General features: G+C 69.0%; 20 protein-coding genes. 9 read left to right on the forward strand and 11 right to left on the reverse strand.

From position 1 onward, the window contains the following. The first annotated feature begins 22 nt into the window (after window positions 1-22). The 3 genes from trmB (at window position 23) to C475_RS13825 (ending at window position 3,096) form a co-directional block, all read left to right on the forward strand. Window positions 23-1,081 carry an HTH-type sugar sensing transcriptional regulator TrmB gene (gene trmB, locus C475_RS13815; protein ID WP_006884467.1) on the forward strand — a complete coding sequence of 353 codons (1,059 nt, stop codon included), beginning with the start codon at window positions 23-25 and terminating at the stop codon, window positions 1,079-1,081. A gap of 357 nt (window positions 1,082-1,438) precedes the next feature. Then, the gene (locus C475_RS13820; protein ID WP_006884468.1) at window positions 1,439-2,230 is read left to right on the forward strand and encodes a helix-turn-helix transcriptional regulator; all 792 of its coding nucleotides are present in this window, start codon (window positions 1,439-1,441) and stop codon (window positions 2,228-2,230) included. A 161-nt stretch (window positions 2,231-2,391) separates the two neighbouring features. Then, window positions 2,392-3,096 carry a dolichyl-phosphate hexose transferase gene (locus C475_RS13825; protein WP_193366312.1) on the forward strand — a complete coding sequence of 235 codons (705 nt, stop codon included), beginning with the start codon at window positions 2,392-2,394 and terminating at the stop codon, window positions 3,094-3,096. A 21-nt stretch (window positions 3,097-3,117) separates the two neighbouring features. Here the strand turns inward: C475_RS13825 and C475_RS13830 are convergent, their stop codons facing one another. The 6 genes from C475_RS13830 to C475_RS13855 are packed head-to-tail and all read right to left on the reverse strand — an operon-like array spanning window position 3,118 to window position 10,939. Next, window positions 3,118-3,705, reverse strand: coding sequence for a gluconate 2-dehydrogenase subunit 3 family protein (locus C475_RS13830; protein WP_006884470.1), 588 nt, complete (start codon window positions 3,703-3,705; stop codon window positions 3,118-3,120). A gap of 6 nt (window positions 3,706-3,711) precedes the next feature. Continuing rightward, the gene (locus C475_RS13835) at window positions 3,712-5,772 is read right to left on the reverse strand and encodes an ArnT family glycosyltransferase (RefSeq protein WP_006884471.1); all 2,061 of its coding nucleotides are present in this window, start codon (window positions 5,770-5,772) and stop codon (window positions 3,712-3,714) included. Beyond that, window positions 5,772-6,923, reverse strand: a complete 1,152-nt coding sequence (locus C475_RS13840) for an ABC transporter ATP-binding protein (protein WP_006884472.1) — start codon at window positions 6,921-6,923, stop codon at window positions 5,772-5,774. The genes C475_RS13835 and C475_RS13840 overlap by 1 nt, the downstream gene beginning before the upstream one ends. Before the next feature lie 19 nt (window positions 6,924-6,942). Beyond that, the gene (locus tag C475_RS13845; RefSeq protein ID WP_006884473.1) at window positions 6,943-8,547 is read right to left on the reverse strand and encodes an ABC transporter permease; all 1,605 of its coding nucleotides are present in this window, start codon (window positions 8,545-8,547) and stop codon (window positions 6,943-6,945) included. Then, on the reverse strand, window positions 8,548-9,720 hold the full coding sequence (locus C475_RS13850) for an extracellular solute-binding protein (RefSeq protein ID WP_006884474.1): 1,173 nt from the start codon (window positions 9,718-9,720) through the stop codon (window positions 8,548-8,550). Between the two features lie 49 nt (window positions 9,721-9,769). Continuing rightward, the gene (locus tag C475_RS13855; protein ID WP_006884475.1) at window positions 9,770-10,939 is read right to left on the reverse strand and encodes an alpha-1,4-glucan-protein synthase; all 1,170 of its coding nucleotides are present in this window, start codon (window positions 10,937-10,939) and stop codon (window positions 9,770-9,772) included. A gap of 303 nt (window positions 10,940-11,242) precedes the next feature. Between C475_RS13855 and fabG the strand changes: the two genes are divergently transcribed. The 5 genes from fabG (at window position 11,243) to C475_RS13880 (ending at window position 15,582) form a co-directional block, all read left to right on the forward strand. After that, entirely contained in the window at window positions 11,243-11,986 is a 744-nt protein-coding gene (gene fabG / locus C475_RS13860; RefSeq protein WP_006884476.1) for a 3-oxoacyl-[acyl-carrier-protein] reductase, read from the forward strand. Window position 11,987: 1 nt separating this feature from the next. Beyond that, a complete protein-coding gene (locus C475_RS13865; protein ID WP_006884477.1) occupies window positions 11,988-13,610 on the forward strand; it encodes an acyl-CoA carboxylase subunit beta in 1,623 nt (540 codons plus the stop codon). Then, complete coding sequence (locus tag C475_RS13870) at window positions 13,610-13,966, forward strand: hypothetical protein (RefSeq protein WP_006884478.1); 357 nt, start codon at window positions 13,610-13,612, stop codon at window positions 13,964-13,966. Before C475_RS13865 ends, C475_RS13870 begins: the two co-directional genes overlap by 1 nt. A gap of 90 nt (window positions 13,967-14,056) precedes the next feature. After that, window positions 14,057-15,205 (forward strand): thiolase family protein, encoded by a 1,149-nt coding sequence (locus C475_RS13875; RefSeq protein WP_006884479.1) that lies wholly within the window; start codon window positions 14,057-14,059, stop codon window positions 15,203-15,205. Further along, window positions 15,205-15,582, forward strand: coding sequence for a Zn-ribbon domain-containing OB-fold protein (locus C475_RS13880; RefSeq protein WP_006884480.1), 378 nt, complete (start codon window positions 15,205-15,207; stop codon window positions 15,580-15,582). Before C475_RS13875 ends, C475_RS13880 begins: the two co-directional genes overlap by 1 nt. 125 nt (window positions 15,583-15,707) lie before the next feature. Here C475_RS13880 and C475_RS23910 read toward each other — a convergent pair whose 3' ends face one another. From C475_RS23910 to C475_RS13895, 3 genes are all read right to left on the reverse strand, one after another. Further along, window positions 15,708-16,190 carry an HTH domain-containing protein gene (locus C475_RS23910; RefSeq protein ID WP_006884481.1) on the reverse strand — a complete coding sequence of 161 codons (483 nt, stop codon included), beginning with the start codon at window positions 16,188-16,190 and terminating at the stop codon, window positions 15,708-15,710. 128 nt (window positions 16,191-16,318) lie between these two features. Next, window positions 16,319-17,047, reverse strand: coding sequence for a DUF7547 family protein (locus tag C475_RS13890; RefSeq protein WP_006884482.1), 729 nt, complete (start codon window positions 17,045-17,047; stop codon window positions 16,319-16,321). Window positions 17,048-17,126: 79 nt separating this feature from the next. Next, window positions 17,127-18,224, reverse strand: a complete 1,098-nt coding sequence (locus C475_RS13895; RefSeq protein ID WP_006884483.1) for a Gfo/Idh/MocA family protein — start codon at window positions 18,222-18,224, stop codon at window positions 17,127-17,129. A 134-nt stretch (window positions 18,225-18,358) separates the two neighbouring features. Here C475_RS13895 and C475_RS13900 point away from each other — a divergent pair, with 134 nt between their 5' ends. After that, window positions 18,359-18,553: a hypothetical protein gene (locus C475_RS13900; RefSeq protein ID WP_006884484.1), complete on the forward strand. Its 195-nt coding sequence runs from the start codon at window positions 18,359-18,361 to the stop codon at window positions 18,551-18,553. 3 nt (window positions 18,554-18,556) lie between these two features. Here C475_RS13900 and dpsA read toward each other — a convergent pair whose 3' ends face one another. Together dpsA and C475_RS13910 are read right to left on the reverse strand one after the other, a co-directional pair. Further along, entirely contained in the window at window positions 18,557-19,105 is a 549-nt protein-coding gene (dpsA, locus tag C475_RS13905; RefSeq protein WP_006884485.1) for a DNA starvation/stationary phase protection protein DpsA, read from the reverse strand. 123 nt (window positions 19,106-19,228) lie between these two features. Continuing rightward, window positions 19,229-19,615, reverse strand: a complete 387-nt coding sequence (locus tag C475_RS13910) for a hypothetical protein (protein WP_006884486.1) — start codon at window positions 19,613-19,615, stop codon at window positions 19,229-19,231. Window positions 19,616-19,734: the final 119 nt, after the last annotated feature.

Here is a 19,734-nt window from a genome sequence, read left to right on the forward strand (position 1 = left end):
GGTGGCGAAAGAGGGAACCGACATGGCTGGTGACGACCTCCTCGCCTCGCTCGAAGCCGTCTCCGAGCGGTTCAATTTCGGGGAGTACGAAGCCAAGGCGTACCTCACGATCCTCGAACACGGACAGGTCACGGCGTCGGAGATCGCCGACTACACGGACATCCCCCAGCCGCGCGTCTACGACACGGTCCGCAGCCTGAGCGACATCGGCCTCGTCGAACTGCAGGAGTCGCGGCCGATGAAAGTGCTGGCGCTCGACCCCGCCGAGGCGTTCGACGACCTCCAGGAGTCGCTGGACACCCTCGTCGACGGGCTCGAACAGCAGTACACCCAGCCCGCCCGCGGCACGGAGGCGGTCTCGCTCGTCAAGTCCCGGCCCACGATCCTCCGGTATCTCTCCGAGGTCATCGACTCCGCCAACTACGAGCTGATGCTCTCGCTGACGCCCGAGCTGCTGGAGCGCTTCGAGAGCCAGCTCCGCCGCCAGTACGAGGACGGCGTCGCCATCGAACTCCTCATCTCGCCGGCGACCGAGGTCTCGGAGCCCGAGGAGTTCGACTACGCCGACCTCGCCAGCACGGTCAAGCAGCGCCGCGGCGTCACGACGCCCGTCGTCGCCGTCGCCGACGGCCGCTACTCGATCTACGCCACCCGCGAGAGCCTGAAGGGCGACACCGACCGCTACGGGGTCATCTTCGACCGCTCGGAGCTGGGCTTTCTCGTCTCGATGTTCATGAACACCGTCCTCTGGACCACCGCCGAGACGGTCCGGACGGACGGCGAGGAGCTGACGTTCCCGCGGCGCTACGGCACGATCCGCCGCGCCATCGCCGACATGGTCGACCTCGACGGCGAGTTCTACGCGACCATCGAGGGACGGGACGTGCTGACCGGCGAGGAGCTGGTCGTCGCGGGGAAGGTCGTCGACGCCAGCATCACGTCCAGCCTCGAAGAGGCGTCGCTCGTCGTCGAGACGGACGAGGGGCGAGTCACCGTCGGCGGCCAGGTCGCCGCGCTCGAAGACATCGAATCCTTCGAGATCCGCATCGGCCGCGACTCGCCACCGGAACCCGCCGACTGACAGGCGGATCATCGACCGACTGTCGAGGTATCCACCGACTGTCGAGTCGACGGACTACCGTCGGGACGGCGGAACGCTCGCGAGCGGAGGGCCGAAAGAACGTGGGCCGGGCCGGGGCGGACAACGCCAGCGAGCCGCTCTCCCCCCTCAAGGTCGAGAGGCCAGCAGGGACCCTACATCCCCCATCGAACCGCATTGTGTCCTCACTCCCGCAACGGTATAAATCTTGAACTTTTCACCCGAAAAGAATTCCATCCCGTAGAAATCGTTCCGCAAGAGCGAAGTGATTCCGAAGGGTATGGAATCCGATATGGTATCGAGTGACGGACCCGTTCGACGGTCGCGGGGGGAAGCGAGGTGAGTTCGGAGTCGATCGTGGGCTACGTGCTGGGGTCGTCGGTTCGGACGGACGTGCTGCTCGCGGTCGTCGCCGAGCGGCGGTCGATGGGCGCGCTCATCGACGCGGTCGAGGCGAGCGAGTCCGCCGTCTACAACGCCGTCAGCGACCTCGAACGCAAGGGGCTGGTACGCTCGCTGGAGGCGGGCTGGGCGGCGACGGGGAGCGGACAGCTGGTCGCGGACCTGATCGAACAGCAGCGGAACCTCTGTCGACTGCTCGCCGACGACTACTGGCGGAGCCACGACGTGTCCGCGCTCCCGCGGCGGTTCCGACTCAGGCTGACCGAACTCGCCGGCGCCGAGGTGGTCCGCGCCTCAGACACCGACCCTCACGCGGTCGTCAGGGAGGTCCGCGACCGGGTCGACCGGGCCGGCGCGAACGTCGACATCGTGACGCCGATCTATCAGGCCGAGTACGAGGCCGTCATGCCCGACTCGCCCGAGGCCCGACTGCTGGTCGACAGGAGCGTCGCCTTCGACGCCCTCGAACGCGTCGACTCGCCCGACGAGGCCGACCAGTGGACCGAGACCGCCGTCCGCGTGCTCGACGCGGACGTGGGCATCGCCGTCACCGACGAGGAGATCATGCTCTCGCTGCCCACCATCGACGGCCAGTGGGACTCCCGGACAGAGATAGTAGCCGCGGACGACCGCGCCATGGAGTGGGGCCGCGACCTGTTCGAACACTACTGGGACCGCGCGACGCCCAACGACGAGTTCGTCACCGAGTACTTCGTCGACCCACCGTAGCGCCTGTTTTTGGCGAACCTAAAAACTCAAGAGGGTCGAGTCGAGAGTGGTGAGCAATGGGTCAGCTACAGCGGGACGGGCGCACTGACGTGGCCGAAGACGACGCCGAGAACGCGGACGGTCGAACGACGAACGCGGGCGACGCTGCGGTCGAGTCAGGGATGGAGAGGGCGACCGAGACGGGCGGCGAGTTCACGTTCGACGACGTGACGGTCGTGATGGGCACGTACAACGAGGAGGCGGCGATCGGCGCGGTCCTCGACGACGTCGACGAGGTGACGGACGGCCGAGCGAACGTGGTCTGCGTCGACGGGTCGGACGACCGAACCCCGGAGATCGCTCGCGAACACGGCGCACGCGTCATCGAACAGGACCCCCAGGGCTACGGCGTGGCCGTCCGGGAAGCGGTGCTTGCGGCCGACCGCCCCGTCGTTGTCACGACCGACTGCGACGACACCTACCCGATGGAGGCCCTGCCGGAGTTCCTGGAACTGGTCAACGACGGCACCGACGTGGTCAGCGGCGACCGGATCACCCCCGGCGCCGACGCGATGCCGGCGTTCAACCGCCAGGGCAACCGCGCGTTCGCTCTGCTCGCCAGCGCTCTGCTGGGCGAGCGCGTCCACGACACGACGACGGGGATGCGCGCCTACCGCCGCGAGGTTGTCCAGGAGATCACCTGGACCGAGAACACCGGCCTCTCGGCCGAACTGCTCGTCCGTCCCCTGATGCGGGGCTACGACGTGCGCGAGGTGCCCATCGAGTACGACGAGCGCACGGGCGAGACGAAACTCGACCCGCTCGCCGGCGGCGCCGCCATCGCCAAGTCGATCGTGAAAGTCTGTCTCGAAGAACGCCGGCGCTGAGTGGGCGCGCGGGTCTCCGTTTCACCGCGGCCCGCGCCGATAGCTCTCCGCGCCGCCCGGGTGGCCCTGCGGGTTCTCGATGCCGACGAGTTCGCCGCCGGTCGGCGAGGCGTACAGCGCGAACAGCAACTCGTTGACCAGGTAGTAGCGGACGCGCTCGGCGTCCGACCCCTCCGGGTCCGGCTCCGCCTCGCGCGCACCCATCCGGTCCAACGCTTCCTCGCGGCGGTCGAGTTCGAGCGCGGGAAACTCGGCGTCCAGCCACGAGCGCGTCCACTCGACGGCGTGTTCCGCTGCCTCGGCGACGCCGGCCGCGTGGTCCGGTCGCTCGGCCGCGCGTCCCTCGACGAACGTCTCGACGAACGCGTCGATCCCGTCGAGATCGCTCGGATACACCACCTCCGCAGCGGCCGTCAGCACGTCGAGGTGGCGCCGTTCGAGCGGGTCCGGTGGCGGCCCGGTGGCAGCCGCCGTCGGCGTCTCGCCGTCGGCCGGTGTGCCGTCGTCGGTGGTCGAACAGCCCGCCAGCGCGGCGCTACCGGTGATTCCGGCCGCCGCGAGGGCGGCGATCGCGTCGCGTCGCGTCAGTTCCGTGTCGTCGGTGGTCATGAGTGGTCAGGTGTCTCCGTCCGTCGCGGCCAGGTCCGTCTCGACGGTGACGCCGTCGGGCGCGGTCTCCGGGACGTACGCCGCCGCGCCACCGCACGAGCGGACGCCGCGGCAGAGTTCGACGCCGGGTGAGAGCGCGCGCACCCGCCCGTCGGTCGCGTCGACCGGCAGGTCGAAGCGGTAGCTGAAGCTCCCGCCCGGGCCGTAGTCGACGAAGGCGCTCGCGCGGACCGTCTCGACGCCGTCGATCGTCAACGTCTCGTTCGCGGGCCCGCCGAGTCCCTCGACCGCGACGCGCTCGTCGGTGACGACCAGTCGGAACTCGACCGACGAGTTCGCGGCGCTCGCGACGCGGTAGACGCTCCCGTCGCCGGTGCCGACGCGGACCGTGACGCTCTCGGCCCCGGCCGGGACGCCGACGGTCGCGGTCAGCGTCAGGCGGTCGCCGCGCACGTCTTCGACCCGCTGGAGGCGCGCGGCGCTGGGCGACCCGTCGTAGGGCGCCCAGCCGCCGCGGTAGACGTACCGGTGGAGCGTCCGGTTCGGGAACGCGTCGGCCGTCGCGAACGGCCGGTCGTCGATCGCGTAGACCGCCCGGCCGTCGTAGCCGGGGTCGTTGCGGACGGCCTGGAACGGGTGATTGAGCCAGTTCCCGTACGGGTCGGGCAAGAGGACGAGCGAGTTCGCCGGCGGGCCGCCCTCGAAGGGTTCGTAGGCCCGCTCGTAGCTGTCGGTCACCTCCGCGTTGCGCTCGACGGGCTCGCGGGCGATGTCGGCCGCGACCGCTCCGACGCCGCCAGCGAGGACGAGGACGGCGGCGGCGGCCGCGACGCGACCCGTCCGCGCGTCGAACTCAGGGCGGGCCGCGACCGCGTCGCTGACCCGGGCGGCTATCGCGAGCGCTGCGACGGCCGCGAACGCCGCGGTGGGCAACAGCAGGTCGAAGTGGTAGTACGGCCCGAGCGCGGACACGAGGCCGTCCCCAGCGGTGTCGAGACCGCCGAGGACGTTGAAGTTGCCCCAGAAGCAGACGTTGCCGACGGGGATCGAGACGAGGAGACCGGCCAGCGGCGCCTGTCGGTCGGTCAGTCCCCGGCGGACGGCGACGGCGACGCCGAGGCCTGCCAGCCCCGCGGTGACCAGCCCGCCGGCGACCCACTTCGCGAAGAAGATCCAGAGTACGCGACCGTTGGCTTCCAGCGCGAGTTCGGGGGTGTAGGCGACCTCGTGGTTCAGGATGCGACGCTGACCGAAGCCGAGGCCGTCCAGCGGCGCGAACGCCGCGTAGGGGAACGTCAGCGCGTGGCCGGTCACGACGGCGTTGTACCCGAGCGCGATCGCGACGCCCGCCAGCCCCAGCGCCGCCGTCGTCGCCTGTCGGCCCACCGCGTCGGAGTCGCGGACGAGCGCGAGCGGGGCGCGGAGCCGCGCGACGTCTATCTCGCCCCGGAGCGACCACAGCGCGTGCCCGACGAACGGCAGCGCGAACAGGACCGCCGTGTACGGCCGCGCGAAGAAGGCCAGTCCGACCGCCGCCCCGGCCGCGGCGGCCCAGCGCCGGCTCCCGATACGGTCGGCCCGCAGGTAGCAGTACGCGAACGCGAGATTCAGGACGTGCGTCGGCGCGTAGGGGAGGAACACCGAGGAAGAGATCACGAACAGCGGCGAGGCGAGCACGAGGACGGCCGCGAGCAGTCCCGTCCGCGCGTCGAAGGCCTCGCGGACGACGCCGACGGCCAGCGCCAGGTTCCCGGCGGCGACCGCGACGAGCGTCAGGCGGTAGCCGCCGAGCAGTTCCCCGACGGCGAACATCGCCGCGGGGACGGGCGCGTACTTGGGGTACATGCCCTCGGCGGCGTCGACGAAGAACCACGGCCGGAACACCCCCTCGACCGGCGGGTCGAGGTAGAGCTGGCCCTCCAGCAGCATCGCGGCCTGCTGGAGGTAGACGGCCTCGTCGTGGTTCAGCGAGTGGTACGGAAAGAGGGTCGTGGAGACGAACCAGACGAGGAGGGCACCAGCGAGCGCGAGCGCGGCCGTTCCGAGGGTCGCGCTCCGCCGGCGCATCATTCGGCGGGGAACCAGGCCAGCGGGTGGTCGACCCGGAGGTCGACGCGGACCCGCTGGTCCAGCGCGAGGTCGTCGGCGTGGTTGTGTTCGCAGTAGACGTGGTCGCCGCCGTCGAGTGTCACCTGGTAGACGAACGACGGCCCCGTGTACTGGCGGTGGACGATCTCGCCGTTGCCGGGGTCGGCGTCGGCCGCGGCCTCGAAGGACTCCTCGTCGGCGGGCGTCGCGACGAGGTCATCCGGACGGACCATCACGTCGACGCGCGCGCCGGCGTACTCGCGGCCCAGCCCCTCGATCACGTCCGCCGGGAGCGTCCCCAGGTCCGTCTCGACGCTCCCGTCGTCGAGCGTCCCGGAGACGAACCCGGCCTGGCCGAGGAACTCGGCGACGAACCGCGACTCGGGCTGCTCGAAGACGACCTCCGGCCGACCGACCTGTTCGACGCTCCCGTCGTGGATGACGGCCACGCGGTCGGAGATGGAGAGTGCCTCCTCCTGGTCGTGGGTCACGGAGACGGCGGTGACGCCGGTCTCCTTGATTATCCGGCGGACCTCCTCGCGCATCTCGACGCGGAGGCTCACGTCGAGGTTCGAGAACGGCTCGTCGAGCAGCAGCACGTCCGGTTCGGGCGCGAGCGAGCGGGCGAGCGCGACGCGCTGGCGCTGGCCGCCCGACAGGTCGTCCGGCGACCCCTCGCGGTAGTCGGCGAGGTTCACCAGGTCGAGCAGCTCCTCGACGCGGGCCTCGCGCTCGTCGGCGGGCCAGTCGTCGATACCGAAGGCGACGTTCTCGCCGACGGTGAGGTGCGGGAACAGGGCAAAGGACTGGAAGACCAGCCCCACGTCGCGGTCGTCGGGCGCGACGAATCTGTCGGGGCCGGCGACGATGTCGTCGTCCACGCGGATGGTGCCCCCGTCGGGGCGGTCGAGGCCGGCGAGCAGGCGGAGCGTCGTCGTCTTCCCGCAGCCCGACGGCCCCAGCAGCGTGAGCAGTTCCCCTTCGTAGACCGACAGCGACAGCTCGTCGACGGCGGTCTCGACCCCGAACTCGCGAGTGACGCCGTCGAGATTCAGCACCGGCTCGCCGTCGTGCTCGTCGTCGGTCCGCACGCGGTCGTCGGCCGCCGAGGGAACTGTTTGCTCGATCATCGTCGGAACTCTTGTCCTATCAGTCGTCCTCCTGGGCCAAAAGCACAGCCATCGAGAGGCCCGAGACGACGACGAGGACGAAGGCTGGGACGGCGGCTTGGCCGTACAGGCCCGCCTCCTCCGCGCGCCAGATGAACGTGACGAGCGTGTCGAAGCCGAACGGCCGCAACAGCAGCGTCGCCGGGAGTTCCTTCATCGACGTGAGGAACACGAGCGCCGCGCCGGTGACGATCCCGGGGACGATGAGCGGGAACGTCACGGCGCGGAACGCCTCGAACCGCGATCGGCCCAGCGTGCGCGCGGCCTCGATGAGCCGGCCGTCGACCTGCATCGTCGAGGTCTGAATCGAGCCGATGGCCTGGGGCATGAACCGGACGACGTATGCGAACACGACCAGCGCGACCGTGTCGCGGCCCAGCTCGTACAGCGACGGAGCCGCGTTCAGCGTGAAGGAGATCAACGCGATGGCCAGCACGATCCCCGGCGTCGCGTAGCCGACGTAGGGGACTCGCGCCGCCAGCGACGACAGTTTCGAGTCGGCCGTCGCCGAGCGCAGCGCGATCGGGAGAGCGACGAGGATCGACGCGACCGCCGCCACGAGCGAGACCTTCACCGAGTTCCAGCCGTAGGTCCACGAGAACGTCAGTTGCGCGAACTCGTAGCCGGGACCGCCCCGCAGCAGCCAGAACGCGAAGATCCCGATCGGGAGCACCAGCGCGGCGGTGGCGACCAGCGCGGGCAGCGCCATCGCGGGGTAGCGCCACGCACCGAGGTCGAGTTCGGCCGCGCCGCGGTTGCCGCGGCTGGCGTAGGCGCCGGAGTCGTCGGCACCGATGGCGGACTCGGCGGCGAGGATGACGCCGGTGACGGCGAGTAGCTGCAGCGAGAGCAGCGCGGCGTACCCGCCCAAGCCCGCCCGGTGGCGGCTGTAGATGAACTGCGTGTACACTTCGAGGTTCATGAAATTCGGCGTCCCGAAGTCGGCGAGGGCGTACAGCGCGACCAGTAGCGCCCCCGCCGCGATCCCCGGGAGGATCTGCGGGAGCGTCACCCGGCGGAACGCCGCCAGGCGCCCGCAGTTGAGCGTCCGCGCCGCCTCGACCAGCGACGCGTCCAGCGAGAGCAGCGACGCCCGCGTCGTGAGGAAGATGTACGGATAGGTGTACAGCGTGAGGACGATCGCGGCCCCGGCGAACCCCTCGACCGCCGGGAGCGGAACGCCCAGCGCCGTCGAGAGCGGACCCGAAGGGCCGAACGCGGAGATCGCGGCGAACGCGCCGAGGTAGCTCGGGACCGCCAGCGGCAGGGCGATCAGCACCGTCCAGAACCGGCGAAACGGGATCGACGCCTGGACGGTCAGCACCGCCAGCGGGACGCCGATCGCGACGCCGCCGGCGGTGACGACGGCGACGAGCGCGACGCTGCGAACGAGCACCGCGAGCGTTTCCGAGGCCACGAAGAAGTCGAGCGCCTCGCTCCCCAGGCCGGCAGCGTCGACGGCCAGCCAGGCCAGCGGCGCGACCAGCGCGAACGCCAGCAGCGTCGCGAGCACGGCGTAGAGAGCGTTTACTCCGTCCTCGGGGAGGAGGTCGCTCGCCGGTCCGACGCGCTCGCGAACGCTCATCTACAGGACGCCCGCCTCCCGCATCAGGTCGAGGGTGGGCTGGAGGTTCGCGAGTTCCGCCAGGTCGATGTCCGGGGGGTTGAGTTCGTCGACCGTCGGCAGGCCGCCGACCGGCTGAACGCCCGGGATCATCGGGTAGGCGAAGCTCACGGTGGCGAAGAACTCCTGGGCCTCCGCCGAGAGGAGGTGACGCACGAAGTTCGCGACGAGGTCGGCCTTCTCGGTGCCCTGGACCGCGAGCGCGCCGGCGACGTTGACCAGCGCGCCGGCGTCGCCGCTGGTGAACGCCAGGTCGATGGGAGCGTCGGGCCGCTGGTTCAGCACGCGCATCGCGTAGTAGTGGTTCGCGAACCCGGCCGACAGCGTGCCGTCCGCGACCTGCTGGGAGACGACGTACTCGTTGCCTCGGCGAACGATCCCCGACTCCTGCATCGATTCGAGCCACTGCTGAGCGATGTCGGGTCCGCGCTGGAGTCGCATCGCCGTGACGAACGATTTGAACGCCCCGTAGGTCGGCGCCCAGCCCATCCCGTCCTGGAGGGCGTCGGTGTCGTGGAAGTCCGCGACGTTGTCGGGGATATCGCTCTCGCTCAGCTCGTCGGTGTTGTACGGAACGGACCGCGCGCGGCCGGCGACGCCGACCCACGCGTTGTCGTCGCCGCGGAACTCCGACGGGACCGACTCGATCGCCTCGTCGGGCAGCGGCTCGTAGGCGTCGTTGTTCGCGACGTAGCCGAGCGAACTCGCGTCGATCGACCAGAACACGTCGGCCTGGGCGGCGCCGGCCTCGACCTCGTCGACGATAGTCTGGGCGAGCGAGGACGACCCCGCGTCCGAGGAGAACACCGTGAACTCGGGGTAGATATCCTGGAGCATCTCGACGAACTGGTAGTAGATGCCGCCTTCGCCGCCGCCGATGTAGAGATTGAGGTCGCCCGATAGGTCCGGCAGGTCCTGGATCGAAGTCCCGTCCGGCGCCGGTCGGCCCGACGCGAGCGTCCCCGACCCGCGGAACTCCGTGAGCGACGGGATCTCGGCGTTCGTGCCCCCGTCACCGGATTCGGTGGCCGTACCCGACCCGGGCGCGAGGCCGCACCCGGCTAACCCGACCGCCGATCCCGCCGCGAGTGCCTTCACGAACCGACGCCGCCCGAATCCTGTGTCCTCGGCCATATGGTTTAGGCCTACCTAAAGAAATAAAAACTTCCCGGTATCGTCGCGCTCAGTCGTCGGTGGCGACGGGGTCGGCGGTCGGTGTCTCGGCGTCGATCCCGTCGATCTCGTCGAGGCAGGCGAGCCAGTCGCGCATGTATTCGCCGACGAAGTTCAGGAACTCGCCGTTCTCGTAGTCGAACTCGCTCTCGGCGAGCTCGTCGGCGATCGCCGCGAAGACGCCAGCGTACGTCTCGCCGTCGCCGCCGACCGCGTCGGCGACTTCCCAGACGTGTTCGTTGAGTTCGAGGCCCGGGACCTCGTTGTTCAGGTCGCCGAACGTCGACCGAGGAGCCTTGTTGTGCTCGCAGAGGGGTGCGCCGTTGTAGATGCGCGTGCCGAGCACGTCGCAGGCGCGCTTGAGGAACACGCCCGACCAGATGTCGTCGAACCGACCTACGTCCCACGGGTTGTCGTCCATCGGAAGCTGGTAGAACGCGGGGATCACCTCCCGGCGGAAGGCGAGGTTCATCGAGCAGACGGTGAGGTAGTTCCCGCGCGCGGCGACGAAGTCCTCGCCGTAGTCCTCGGCCGTGAGCCGCGTCTGTGCCTGGCCCTGCAGGTCCCCATCCATGAGGATGCGGACGGCGTCGAGGTCGGGGACGTTCGTCCACAGGCCCTGGGAAGCGACCACGTCCGAGACCTCCGTCGTTTCGGTCTCGACAGCCTCGTCCATCGCGCTGTAGGGGTACCCGCGGGGGTACAGCTCGTGGTCGTCGACGTTCTGGTAGAGGACGTTCACCCAGCGCTCGTCGGAGGACACTTCGGTGATCTCGCCCTCGTAGGCGAGGTTGTCGAGGTGGCGACCGAAGAAGTCCACGCCCTCGTGGGGCAGCGTGTCGTCGTCGATGAAGAAGCCGATCTCGTAGTCGCCGGCCCACATATACAGCAGTCCGAAGCTCGTCTCGGCGTGGCTCGCAGCGGGGACGACGTGTTCGTAGTCGGCGACCCCGTGGTCGCGATACCACTGTTCGCGGCGGCTCCCGTCGAACACCCCGCCGGACAGCCCCTCCTCGTCGAGCATCGCCCGCATCTCGTCGGTGTCGCAGAAGTCCTCCGTGACGAGGACGAACTGCAGACGGTCCAGGTCGAACCCGTGTTCGCGCGCGTTCTCGGCGTAGGCTCGCACACACTCGTACTCGCGGATCGTCGGCACCACGACGCAGATATCTCCGGGCATCGGTTTCTCTCGCCCGTATTTCTTTAGGTCGCCCTAAAATAACTGTCGTTGTCGGGCGAACGGCGAGCGAGCGCCGGAGACAGTGCCCGTGCCCACGTGGGAAGTAGTTCCTATCACGCACGTTTACACTGTGGACGCATCAGGCGCTTTGACCCCCTGATCGCCGTATACCGGACGTTTCGTTCAGAACAGTCGCACGACAGTACCAGCTATTTATGTAACTATTTCAAGGGGAACTATTAACCCGTCTCCGGGGGGCACTGTAGATATGATTCGGTACCGTCGCGAACGGAGGGCAGGTCCATGAACCTGGAGGGCCAGACCTGTCTCGTCACGGGGAGTTCCCGTGGCATCGGCAGAGGTATCGCGAAGGATCTCGCCGACCGCGGCGCGGACGTGGTAGTCAACTACCGCTCGTCGGCGGCGGAGGCCGAGGCGGTCGTTGAGTCCATCGAGGAAGCGGGGGGAACCGCGATCGCCGCGCAGGCGGACGTGTCCGACTTCGACGACGTACAGGCGATGCGCGAGGAGATCGTCGACGCCTTCGGCCCGGTCGACGTGCTCGTCAACAACGCCGGGGTCACCGTCGACAAGAAGTTCGAGTACATGACTCGGGAGGACTGGGACACCGTCATAAACGTCAACCTCGGCGGCGTCTACAACTGCACGAAGACCTTCTTCGACGACATCAAGGAGAGCCGCCACGGCCGCCTGATCAACATCTCGTCGGTCGTCGGTCAGCAGGGCAACTACGGCCAGGCCAACTACGCGACTACGAAGTCGGGCCTGTTCGGGTTCACGCGCACGCTCGCTCTGGAGATGGCCTCCTCGGGGTCGACCGCCAACTGCATCGCGCCCGGCTTCGTCGAGACCGACATGCTGGAGGAGGTGCCCGAGCGCGTCCAGGAGAAGATCCTGCGTGAGATCCCGCTCGACCGGTTCGCCACGGTCGAGGACATCTGCGGGATCGTCTCGTTCGTCGCCAGCGAGGAGTCGAGCTACATGACCGGGCAGGTAATCGGCGTCAACGGCGGCATGGAGTGGTGAGATGAGCCAGGAAGAGACAGAGGACGCAACGGATTCCGACGCATCGGACGCCTCCGCCGAAGAGACCGAGACGGCGGACGAGGAGACGGCTCTCGAAGAGCTTCGCCGGCGACGGGAGGAGTCGCGGCTCGGCGGCGGCGAGGACCGCATCGAGCGCCAGCACGACCGCGGGAAGATGACCGCCCACGAGCGCGTCGAGTACTTCCTCGACGACGGGACGTTCGCCGAGGTCGACGCGTTCGTCGAGCACCGGGCGACTTCCTTCGGCATGGACGAGAAGGAGTTCCCCGGCGACGCCGTCGTCACCGGCTACGGCGACGTGAACGGCCGGAAAGTGTTCGTCTTCGCCCACGACTTTACCGTCCTGGGGGGCTCCGTGGGGGAGGTCGTCGCCGACAAGATCTGCAAGGTGATGGACCGGGCGGTCGACGCGGGCGTCCCGGTCGTCGGGCTCAACGACTCCGGCGGCGCGCGGATCCAGGAGGGCGTCGACTCGCTCGTCGGGTTCGCCAAGATCTTCGAGCGCAACACGAAGGCCTCGGGGATGATCCCTCAGATCTCGGCGATCATGGGCCCCTGTGCGGGCGGGGCGACCTACTCGCCGGCGCTGACCGACTTCACGTTCATGGTGCAAGACACCTCCCACATGTTCATCACCGGCCCGGACGTGATCGAGACGGTCACCGGCGAGCAGGTATCGAAGGAGGAACTCGGCGGCGCGGGCAGTCACTCCACGAAATCCGGCGTCGCCCACTTCGCCTGCGAGGACGAGGAGGCGGCGCTGGACGACATCCGGCGGCTGCTGTCGTATCTCCCGCAGAACAACATGGAGGACCCCCCGCGGGTCGCCTCCTGGGACGACCCCGACCGCGAACTCGACGGCATCACCGACATCGTGCCCGAAGCGCCGCGCAAGCCCTACGACATGACGGAGGTGATCGACCGCGTGGTCGACGAGGACTCCTTTTTCGAGGTCCACGAGAACTGGGCACGGAACGTCGTCGTCGGCTACGCCCGCATGGACGGCCGCGTCGTCGGCATCGTCGCCAACCAGCCCCGCGTCAGCGCGGGGACCCTGGACATCGACGCCTCGGAAAAGGCCGCCCGGTTCATCCGCACCTGTGACTCGTTCAACGTCCCCATCGTCTCGCTGGTGGACGTGCCGGGGTTCATGCCCGGGACCGACCAGGAGCACAACGGGATCATCCGCCGGGGCGCGAAGCTCATCTACGCCTACGCCGAGGCGACGGTGCCGCTTTTGTCGGTCGTCGTCCGGAAGGCCTACGGCGGGGCGTACATCGTCATGTCTTCGAAGTTCCTCGGCTCGGACGTGAACTATGCCTGGCCCGCCTCGGAGATGGCCGTCCTCGGCCCGCGCGGCGCGGTCAACATCCTCTACCGGAAGGAGCTCCAGCAGGCCGAGAACACCGACGAGCGCCGCCAGGAGCTGATGGACGAGTTCCGCGAGGAGTTCGCCCACCCCTACGGCCCGGCCAAGCGCGGGTACCTCGACGACGTGATCGAGCCGAAGGACACGCGCAAACGGCTCGTCCGCGACCTGGAGATGCTCGAACGCAAGCGCGAGGACAGCCCGCCGAAAGACCACGGTAACATCCCACTGTAATGGCCGAATCAGCACTCTCCGACGGCGAGGAATCGAACGCCGACGCGACCGCCGAGGGACCGAGCGGCGGACCGAACGACGGGACCGTGACGCTCACCGTCGACGGCGAGGAAGTGTCGCTGTCGATCCCGGCGGACGCCGGCGAGACCGAGGCCGCGGCCATCGCCTCGGCGGTCGGCGCGCACCTCCACGACCGGCAGGTCGCCGCGGCCGCGGCTGCCGCCGAGGACGACGAACCCGACAGCGTGGACGCGTGGACACTCGCCGGGCGGATGAAGTCGATGGGTCGGAGCCGCTGGCCGAAAGACGTCCGACGCGGCGAGGAGTGGAAGGCCAGCGCTCGCTCGTTCTACTGACCGGGCGCGGGACCGGCGGTGGGCCGACCACCGCGCCGGCGGACCGTCGCCACCGTAACACCCACATTACAGCCCTCCGAGGTGGCACACATGACAGTCGCAGTGATCGGCGCGTCGATGACGAAGTTCGGCGAGCGCGACGCCTGGATACAGGAGCTGATCGCCCAGGCGGGCGAGGCCGCGCTCGACGACGCCGACATCGGGCCCGACGACGTGGATCACCTCTACGTCTCGAACATGTCCAGCGGCGAGTTCCAGGGACAGACGGGGATCATGAACGCCCTCGCCCACGACCTGGGCGTGATGCCGGCGTACAGCGAGCGGGTCGACCAGACCTCCTCCTCGGGCGGCGCGGGCATCTACGAGGCCTGGCAGTCGGTCGCCTCCGGTGCCAGCGACATGACCCTCCTGGTGGGCGGCGAGAAGATGACCCACCGCTCGACTGCCGAGTCGACGGACATCATCGCCTCGATCACCCACCCCGCCGAGTACAAACACGGCCTGACTTTGCCCTCGTTCGCGGGGATGACCGCTCGGCACTACCTCGAACGGTTCGACGCGCCGCGGGACTCGCTGGCGAAAGTCGCCGTCAAGAACCACAAAAACGGCGTCGACAACCCCCACGCGCAGTTCCGGAAGGAGATCGACGAGGAGACCGCCCTTGAGAGCCCCATCGTCGCCGACCCGCTCCGGCTGTACGACTTCTGCCCGATCACCGACGGCAGCGCGGGGATGGTCTTCACCACCGAGGAGCGCGCGAAGGAGATCACCGACGACTACGCCGTCGTCTCGGGTATCTCGGGCGCCACGGACACCCACGTCGTCCACGAGCGCGACGACCCGACCGTGATGGGCGGGGTCGTCCAGTCGAGCGACGACGCCTACGAGATGGCCGGTATCGGTCCCGACGATATCGACGTGGCCGAACTCCACGACATGTTCACCATCCTGGAGTTCCTCCAGATGGAGGGCTGTGGCTTCGCCGAGCAGGGCGAGGCCTGGAAGCAGGTCGAGGAGGGCCGCACCGAGAGAGAGGGCGAACTGCCGATCAACACCTCGGGCGGGCTCAAGTCGAAGGGCCACCCGCTGGGCGCCAGCGGGGTCGCACAGGGCTACGAGATATACAAACAGCTCGTCGGTGAGGCGGGGCCGCGACAGGTCGAGGCCGACACCGGCCTCGCCTGTAACGTCGGCGGGTTCGGAAACTGCGTCATCACCACCATCATGGAGGCACGATAATGTCGTTCGACGCCCACGTCTGCGAGCACGGCCACGTCACCTACCCCGGGCACACGCTGTGTCCCGACTGCGGCGCGAAACAGACCGAGACGCTGGATCTCTCCGAGCGCACCGGCGAGGTCGTCACCTGGACGAAGTCGACGGCGACCCCGCCCGGAGTGCGGGCACCGAACACGATCGCCATCGTCCAGTTCGACCTCGACGGAGATGACCTGGCCGACGACTACGTCCGCGCGGTCGGGCAGGTCACGATCGACGAGGTCGAGACGGGCGACGCGGTCGAACCGACCTACGTCGAGGAGCTTCGGGACCCCGAAGCGGGCATCAAGGTCCCCGAGAGCCAGGAGTGGGACGGCTACCGGTTCGAGCCGGTCTGAGCTGGCTCGGACAGCGCTCACGGTCGGTCTTCTGCGGAGAATCCGGACCGGCGCGAGGCCGGCCCGCCTCGCCGGGGTGGCAGGGTTGGGGTGGTTGGGGTGGTTGCGGTGGCTGACAGCAGGGTTCAGTCGGCGGGCACCACAGAGGTGCGGTCGCCGACAGGGTCGTCGGCGTCCCCGGCGAGGGCAGACAACCCATCCGCTACCGAGCGGTACTCCTCGCCGTCGGCGTGCGGGTAGACGGCGACGAGGTCGCCCTCGTCGTAGACGGCGAGGGTGATCGCGGGGAAGACCAGCCAGTCGCACAACTCGCCGGTGTCCGCGGCGTAGCACTCGCGCGTCGCGAAAAACGGCAGCAAGCGCACGCCGCGGTCGCGCGCCCATCGCGAGAACGACAGGTAGCGGTCCCGCGCCGCTACGTCTTTCGGGTCTTCACGGCGGATGCGCTTCGGGCAGGTCGTCACCTCGAACGAATCGACTTGCCCCGCCGCCTCGAGTTCGCGCAGTCTATCCGCGAGTCGGTCTCGCTGGCGCGCCGCCGGCTCCGGGAGCGTCTCCCTGAGATGCAGCGCGACGCGCCGGTCCCCCCTCCGCTCGGTTGGCGTCATGGGTACTCCGACCTATGATCGTGGTGGATAATAAATCATTATGTTTTCTCGGTGCTACGATTCCGAACGACCGTTCCAGATATCGTCCGACGGTCCGACCCGAGAGGGCAGTCGACGAACGGGGCAGGCTACTCGCGGTTCGAACCGTCGGACCCGTCGTCGGGCGAGGCGTCGGAGGACGGTCCGTCGTCGCTTTTGTCGCCGGCGTCGCCGTTTCCGGACTCCTCGCCTTCACCGTCGGTCGGGGCGTCGTCGGCGTCCGGAAGGTCGTCGAGGTCGCGCTTGATCGACTCCAACTCGGCGTCGACGTCGACCGAGACGGCGTCGTCACCGTCGCCGTCCGCGTCGGCCCGGCCGTCGCCCGACGACTCGTCGGCGTCCCCGTCCGGCGACCGGGTCGCGCCGTCGTCGGGAGTGCTCTCGCGGATCCGCCGCTGGATCTCCGCGCGCAACTCTCGGGCGTCGTCGAGCAACTCCGCGGCTTCGTCGTCGTTCGGTCGGCCCTCGACGGCGTCCTGGAGGCCGACGAGCGCCTCGTCGAGCCGCGAGAGCGTCGACTCGCTGGCCGATTTGGCCCGCTCGCGGAGCTGTTCGGTCTCGCGGCTCGCCGTCTCGGCGCCGTCGGCGAGCCGGAGCGCGCGCTGGAGGAGCCTGAGCGCGCGGATGTTCGTCTCCAGGATCAGGATGAACCCCGGGATCGCGACCTCGCTGGCGAACCGGCGCAGGTCCCGCGGCGTCGGGAGGCGCGGCCCCTCGTCGGGCCGCGGGGGCTCCAGTTCGTCCTCGAGTTCGCGGAGCGTCCGGACGAGGTCGGTGACCAGCCGCGCCAGGTCCTCGTCCGAGGAGTCGTCTGCCATGTTCCGACCAACGAGGCCCGACGGAAAAAACGTCACCACTCGCGGGACGGGTGATCGACAGGACCGGCGGGTCGGGGACTTACAGGTCCACGTCCGGGAAGTCGGCGGGGAGCGGTGCGGGGCGGCCGGGATCGGAGTCGATGGTCGCGAACGCGCTCTCCTCGGAGGACGTGCGGACGGCCGCCATCACGTCGAGGGCGTGGCCGGCGAGCGCGCCGCTGGCGCGGTGTTCCCAGTCGCTGCGGACGGCGAAGGCGAGGTCAGCCAGCCCGGCGCCGCGACCGGCGGTGTACTCGTGGGTCAGCGGGACTGTCTCCCAGTCGTCGTCCTCGTGGTCGCGGATCCGGACGGGCCCCTCGAAGTGGTTGGGGTCCGGCAGCGCGAGCGTCCCCTCGGTGCCGTAGATTTCGAAGGCGGGGAACGGCATCGTGGAGGCCTCGACGTCGAAACTCATCAGCAGGTTCGCCGTCGCGCCGCTCGCGAAGTCGACGATGCCGGCCTCGTGGGTCGGTACTTCGACGTCGATCTCCTCGCCGTTCCGCGGATCGCTCTCGATGGTTCGAGTGGCGTGCGGGCGGCTGACCGAGCCGGCGACGCGCTCGGCGCTCCCCAGGAGAAAGACGAGCGCGGTCACGTAGTACGGCCCCATGTCGAACAGCGGCCCGCCGCCCTCCTTGTAGTAGAGGTCGGGGTTCGGGTGCCAGAGCTCGTGGCCCGGCGAGGTCCAGTGGGCGGTCGCGCCCACGGGCTCGCCGATGCGACCCTCGTCGAGGACCCGCCGGGCGGTCTGGAGCCCCGCGCCGAGGAACGTGTCCGGCGCCGACCCGACGAGCAGGTCCGACTCGGCGGCCCGGTCGCGGATCTCGGCGACCTCCTCGGGCGTCGTGGCGAAGGGCTTCTCCGTGTACACGTGGTTGCCCGCCGCAAGCGCGTCCGTGATCACCTGCACGTGGGCGCTGGGCGGCGTCAGGTTGACCACGGCCTCTACCGCGTCGGCGGCGAGTAGTTCGTCGACCGCCATCGCCTCGATCCCGTGTTCGGCGGCCGTCTCGCGCGCCAGATCGGCGTCCAGGTCGGCGCAGGCGACCAGTTCGAAGGCGTCGTGGACGTCGTCCGCGGCGAGATACCGGGAGCTGATGTTGCCACAACCGACGAGACCGACCGAGAGCGGATCCATAGGCTGGGGTATGCGAGCGAGCTAATCAATCCCCACGACTCCGGACGGACGTTCCGCCGAACGGATTCGCGACCCTCGTCGGATAACGGGACCGACCGGAACGCTTATTCGTTTAGGTGGGCCTAAATCGAAGTATGGAAACGACGGACGAGTCGGCCGAGGGGGGCCGATCCAGTGTCGACGCGGACGACCGGGCTGCCGAACGGGACTTCGAAGAGCGGCCGGGGATAGCCGCTCACTCCGCGACGGAGACGCGAACGGTGCTCACCGAAGCGGACAACTGCGACGGCTGGATCGCGACCGACCTGACGGTCGAGCCCCGGCAGTAGGGCTCACTTCTCGACGGCTTCGGGCGTGACCAGCGTGTCGTCTTCGAGGTAGTGTTCGACGTGGTGGGCGTCTTCCTCGACCTGGACGAGGATCTCGCGGAGGATCTCCGCGGTAGCGTGGTCGCCGAGGTCGGCCGCGAGTTCGACGTGGTCGCGGAGACTCTCGATGTTGTCGCCGTAGATCGCCAGGTCGTGCTCCAGCGACGTCCGGATGTCGTACACGTCGTCGCCTTCGGATTCGACGGGCGCCGTCTCGGCGATGTTCGTCGGGCTCGACACCGGCGTCCCGCCGAGCGCCTGCAGCCGCTCTGCGATCTCGTCGGCCGCCTCCTCGGCGTTGCCCGCGGCCTCACCGAGGAAGACGTGCAGGTCGCGGAACTCCGCGCCTTCCACGTTCCAGTGGTGTTTCTTCAGCTGGTGGTAGAGCACGTACGTCGACGCCAGGTCCGCGTTCAGCGCCTCGACGATCTGCTCGGCCTTCCCCCGTTCGAGCCGCAGCGAGTTCTCCTCGACCGTCCCGGCTTCCTGTCGCACGTGTTTCTGTGTACTCATTGCGTCCGGATCGACGGGCGCTCGACGCATAAGGATTGCTATTCGAAAACTATTTTTTCAGATTCGGCAAAACAGATTGTCCTTTTGGACCCGAATCCTCGCAGGTGCGTGCATCGTGACGGTTCAGGGACGCGTCAACACGAGCGCGGCGTCGCCGTCCAGCCGCCCCGTCTCGACGCCCGCCTCGGACGGGGCGGCCCGCGCCTGTGCGTCGTGAACCGCCAGCAGGGCAGCGCTCTCCGTCTCGTCCAGTCCGAGGTCGTCGGTGAACTCCGCCCAGACGTGTTCGGGGAGCGCCAAGTAGTACGCGCCCTCGGTCCGCCCCACGAGCGGGTCCTGATGGAAGTAGTTGCGCCACTCGTAGACGATGTCCTCGACGCCCGGTAGCTCGCGCACGTTCGACTGGTGCGTGCGGACGATGTCGGTCAGTCGCTCGACGGCAACGTCGCGGTCGGCCGCGACCGACTCGAGGACCGCCTCGTCGAAGGCCGCGAGTTCGTCTCTGGTCATTCGCCGATAGTGGACGTGCCAGCGGGTTTATCCTTGCGCTCCCGCGGGGGAGACGCGGTCCGCGAGGCGGAGCGGTTCGTAGGCGGAGCGACGGACTGTGGAGCCGTTAGCGGCGGCCG

Origin of the sequence: Halosimplex carlsbadense 2-9-1 (assembly GCF_000337455.1) — an archaeon.
Taxonomy (GTDB): Archaea; Halobacteriota; Halobacteria; order Halobacteriales; family Haloarculaceae; genus Halosimplex; species Halosimplex carlsbadense.

Excerpts from the sequence above, each read along its gene's own strand:
- fabG (WP_006884476.1), top strand. The coding sequence starts at position 11,243 with ATGAACCTGGAGGGCCAGACCTGTCTCGTCACGGGGAGTTCCCGTGGC.
- C475_RS23910 (WP_006884481.1), bottom strand. The coding sequence starts at position 16,190 with ATGACGCCAACCGAGCGGAGGGGGGACCGGCGCGTCGCGCTGCATCTC.
- C475_RS13880 (WP_006884480.1), top strand. The coding sequence starts at position 15,205 with ATGTCGTTCGACGCCCACGTCTGCGAGCACGGCCACGTCACCTACCCC.
- C475_RS13825 (WP_193366312.1), top strand. The coding sequence starts at position 2,392 with ATGGAGAGGGCGACCGAGACGGGCGGCGAGTTCACGTTCGACGACGTG.
- C475_RS13910 (WP_006884486.1), bottom strand. The coding sequence starts at position 19,615 with ATGACCAGAGACGAACTCGCGGCCTTCGACGAGGCGGTCCTCGAGTCG.
- C475_RS13895 (WP_006884483.1), bottom strand. The coding sequence starts at position 18,224 with ATGGATCCGCTCTCGGTCGGTCTCGTCGGTTGTGGCAACATCAGCTCC.
- C475_RS13840 (WP_006884472.1), bottom strand. The coding sequence starts at position 6,923 with ATGATCGAGCAAACAGTTCCCTCGGCGGCCGACGACCGCGTGCGGACC.
- C475_RS13845 (WP_006884473.1), bottom strand. The coding sequence starts at position 8,547 with ATGAGCGTTCGCGAGCGCGTCGGACCGGCGAGCGACCTCCTCCCCGAG.
- C475_RS13890 (WP_006884482.1), bottom strand. The coding sequence starts at position 17,047 with ATGGCAGACGACTCCTCGGACGAGGACCTGGCGCGGCTGGTCACCGAC.
- trmB (WP_006884467.1), top strand. The coding sequence starts at position 23 with ATGGCTGGTGACGACCTCCTCGCCTCGCTCGAAGCCGTCTCCGAGCGG.
- C475_RS13850 (WP_006884474.1), bottom strand. The coding sequence starts at position 9,720 with ATGGCCGAGGACACAGGATTCGGGCGGCGTCGGTTCGTGAAGGCACTC.
- C475_RS13865 (WP_006884477.1), top strand. The coding sequence starts at position 11,988 with ATGAGCCAGGAAGAGACAGAGGACGCAACGGATTCCGACGCATCGGAC.
- C475_RS13855 (WP_006884475.1), bottom strand. The coding sequence starts at position 10,939 with ATGCCCGGAGATATCTGCGTCGTGGTGCCGACGATCCGCGAGTACGAG.
- C475_RS13835 (WP_006884471.1), bottom strand. The coding sequence starts at position 5,772 with ATGCGCCGGCGGAGCGCGACCCTCGGAACGGCCGCGCTCGCGCTCGCT.
- C475_RS13900 (WP_006884484.1), top strand. The coding sequence starts at position 18,359 with ATGGAAACGACGGACGAGTCGGCCGAGGGGGGCCGATCCAGTGTCGAC.
- C475_RS13870 (WP_006884478.1), top strand. The coding sequence starts at position 13,610 with ATGGCCGAATCAGCACTCTCCGACGGCGAGGAATCGAACGCCGACGCG.
- C475_RS13830 (WP_006884470.1), bottom strand. The coding sequence starts at position 3,705 with ATGACCACCGACGACACGGAACTGACGCGACGCGACGCGATCGCCGCC.
- dpsA (WP_006884485.1), bottom strand. The coding sequence starts at position 19,105 with ATGAGTACACAGAAACACGTGCGACAGGAAGCCGGGACGGTCGAGGAG.
- C475_RS13875 (WP_006884479.1), top strand. The coding sequence starts at position 14,057 with ATGACAGTCGCAGTGATCGGCGCGTCGATGACGAAGTTCGGCGAGCGC.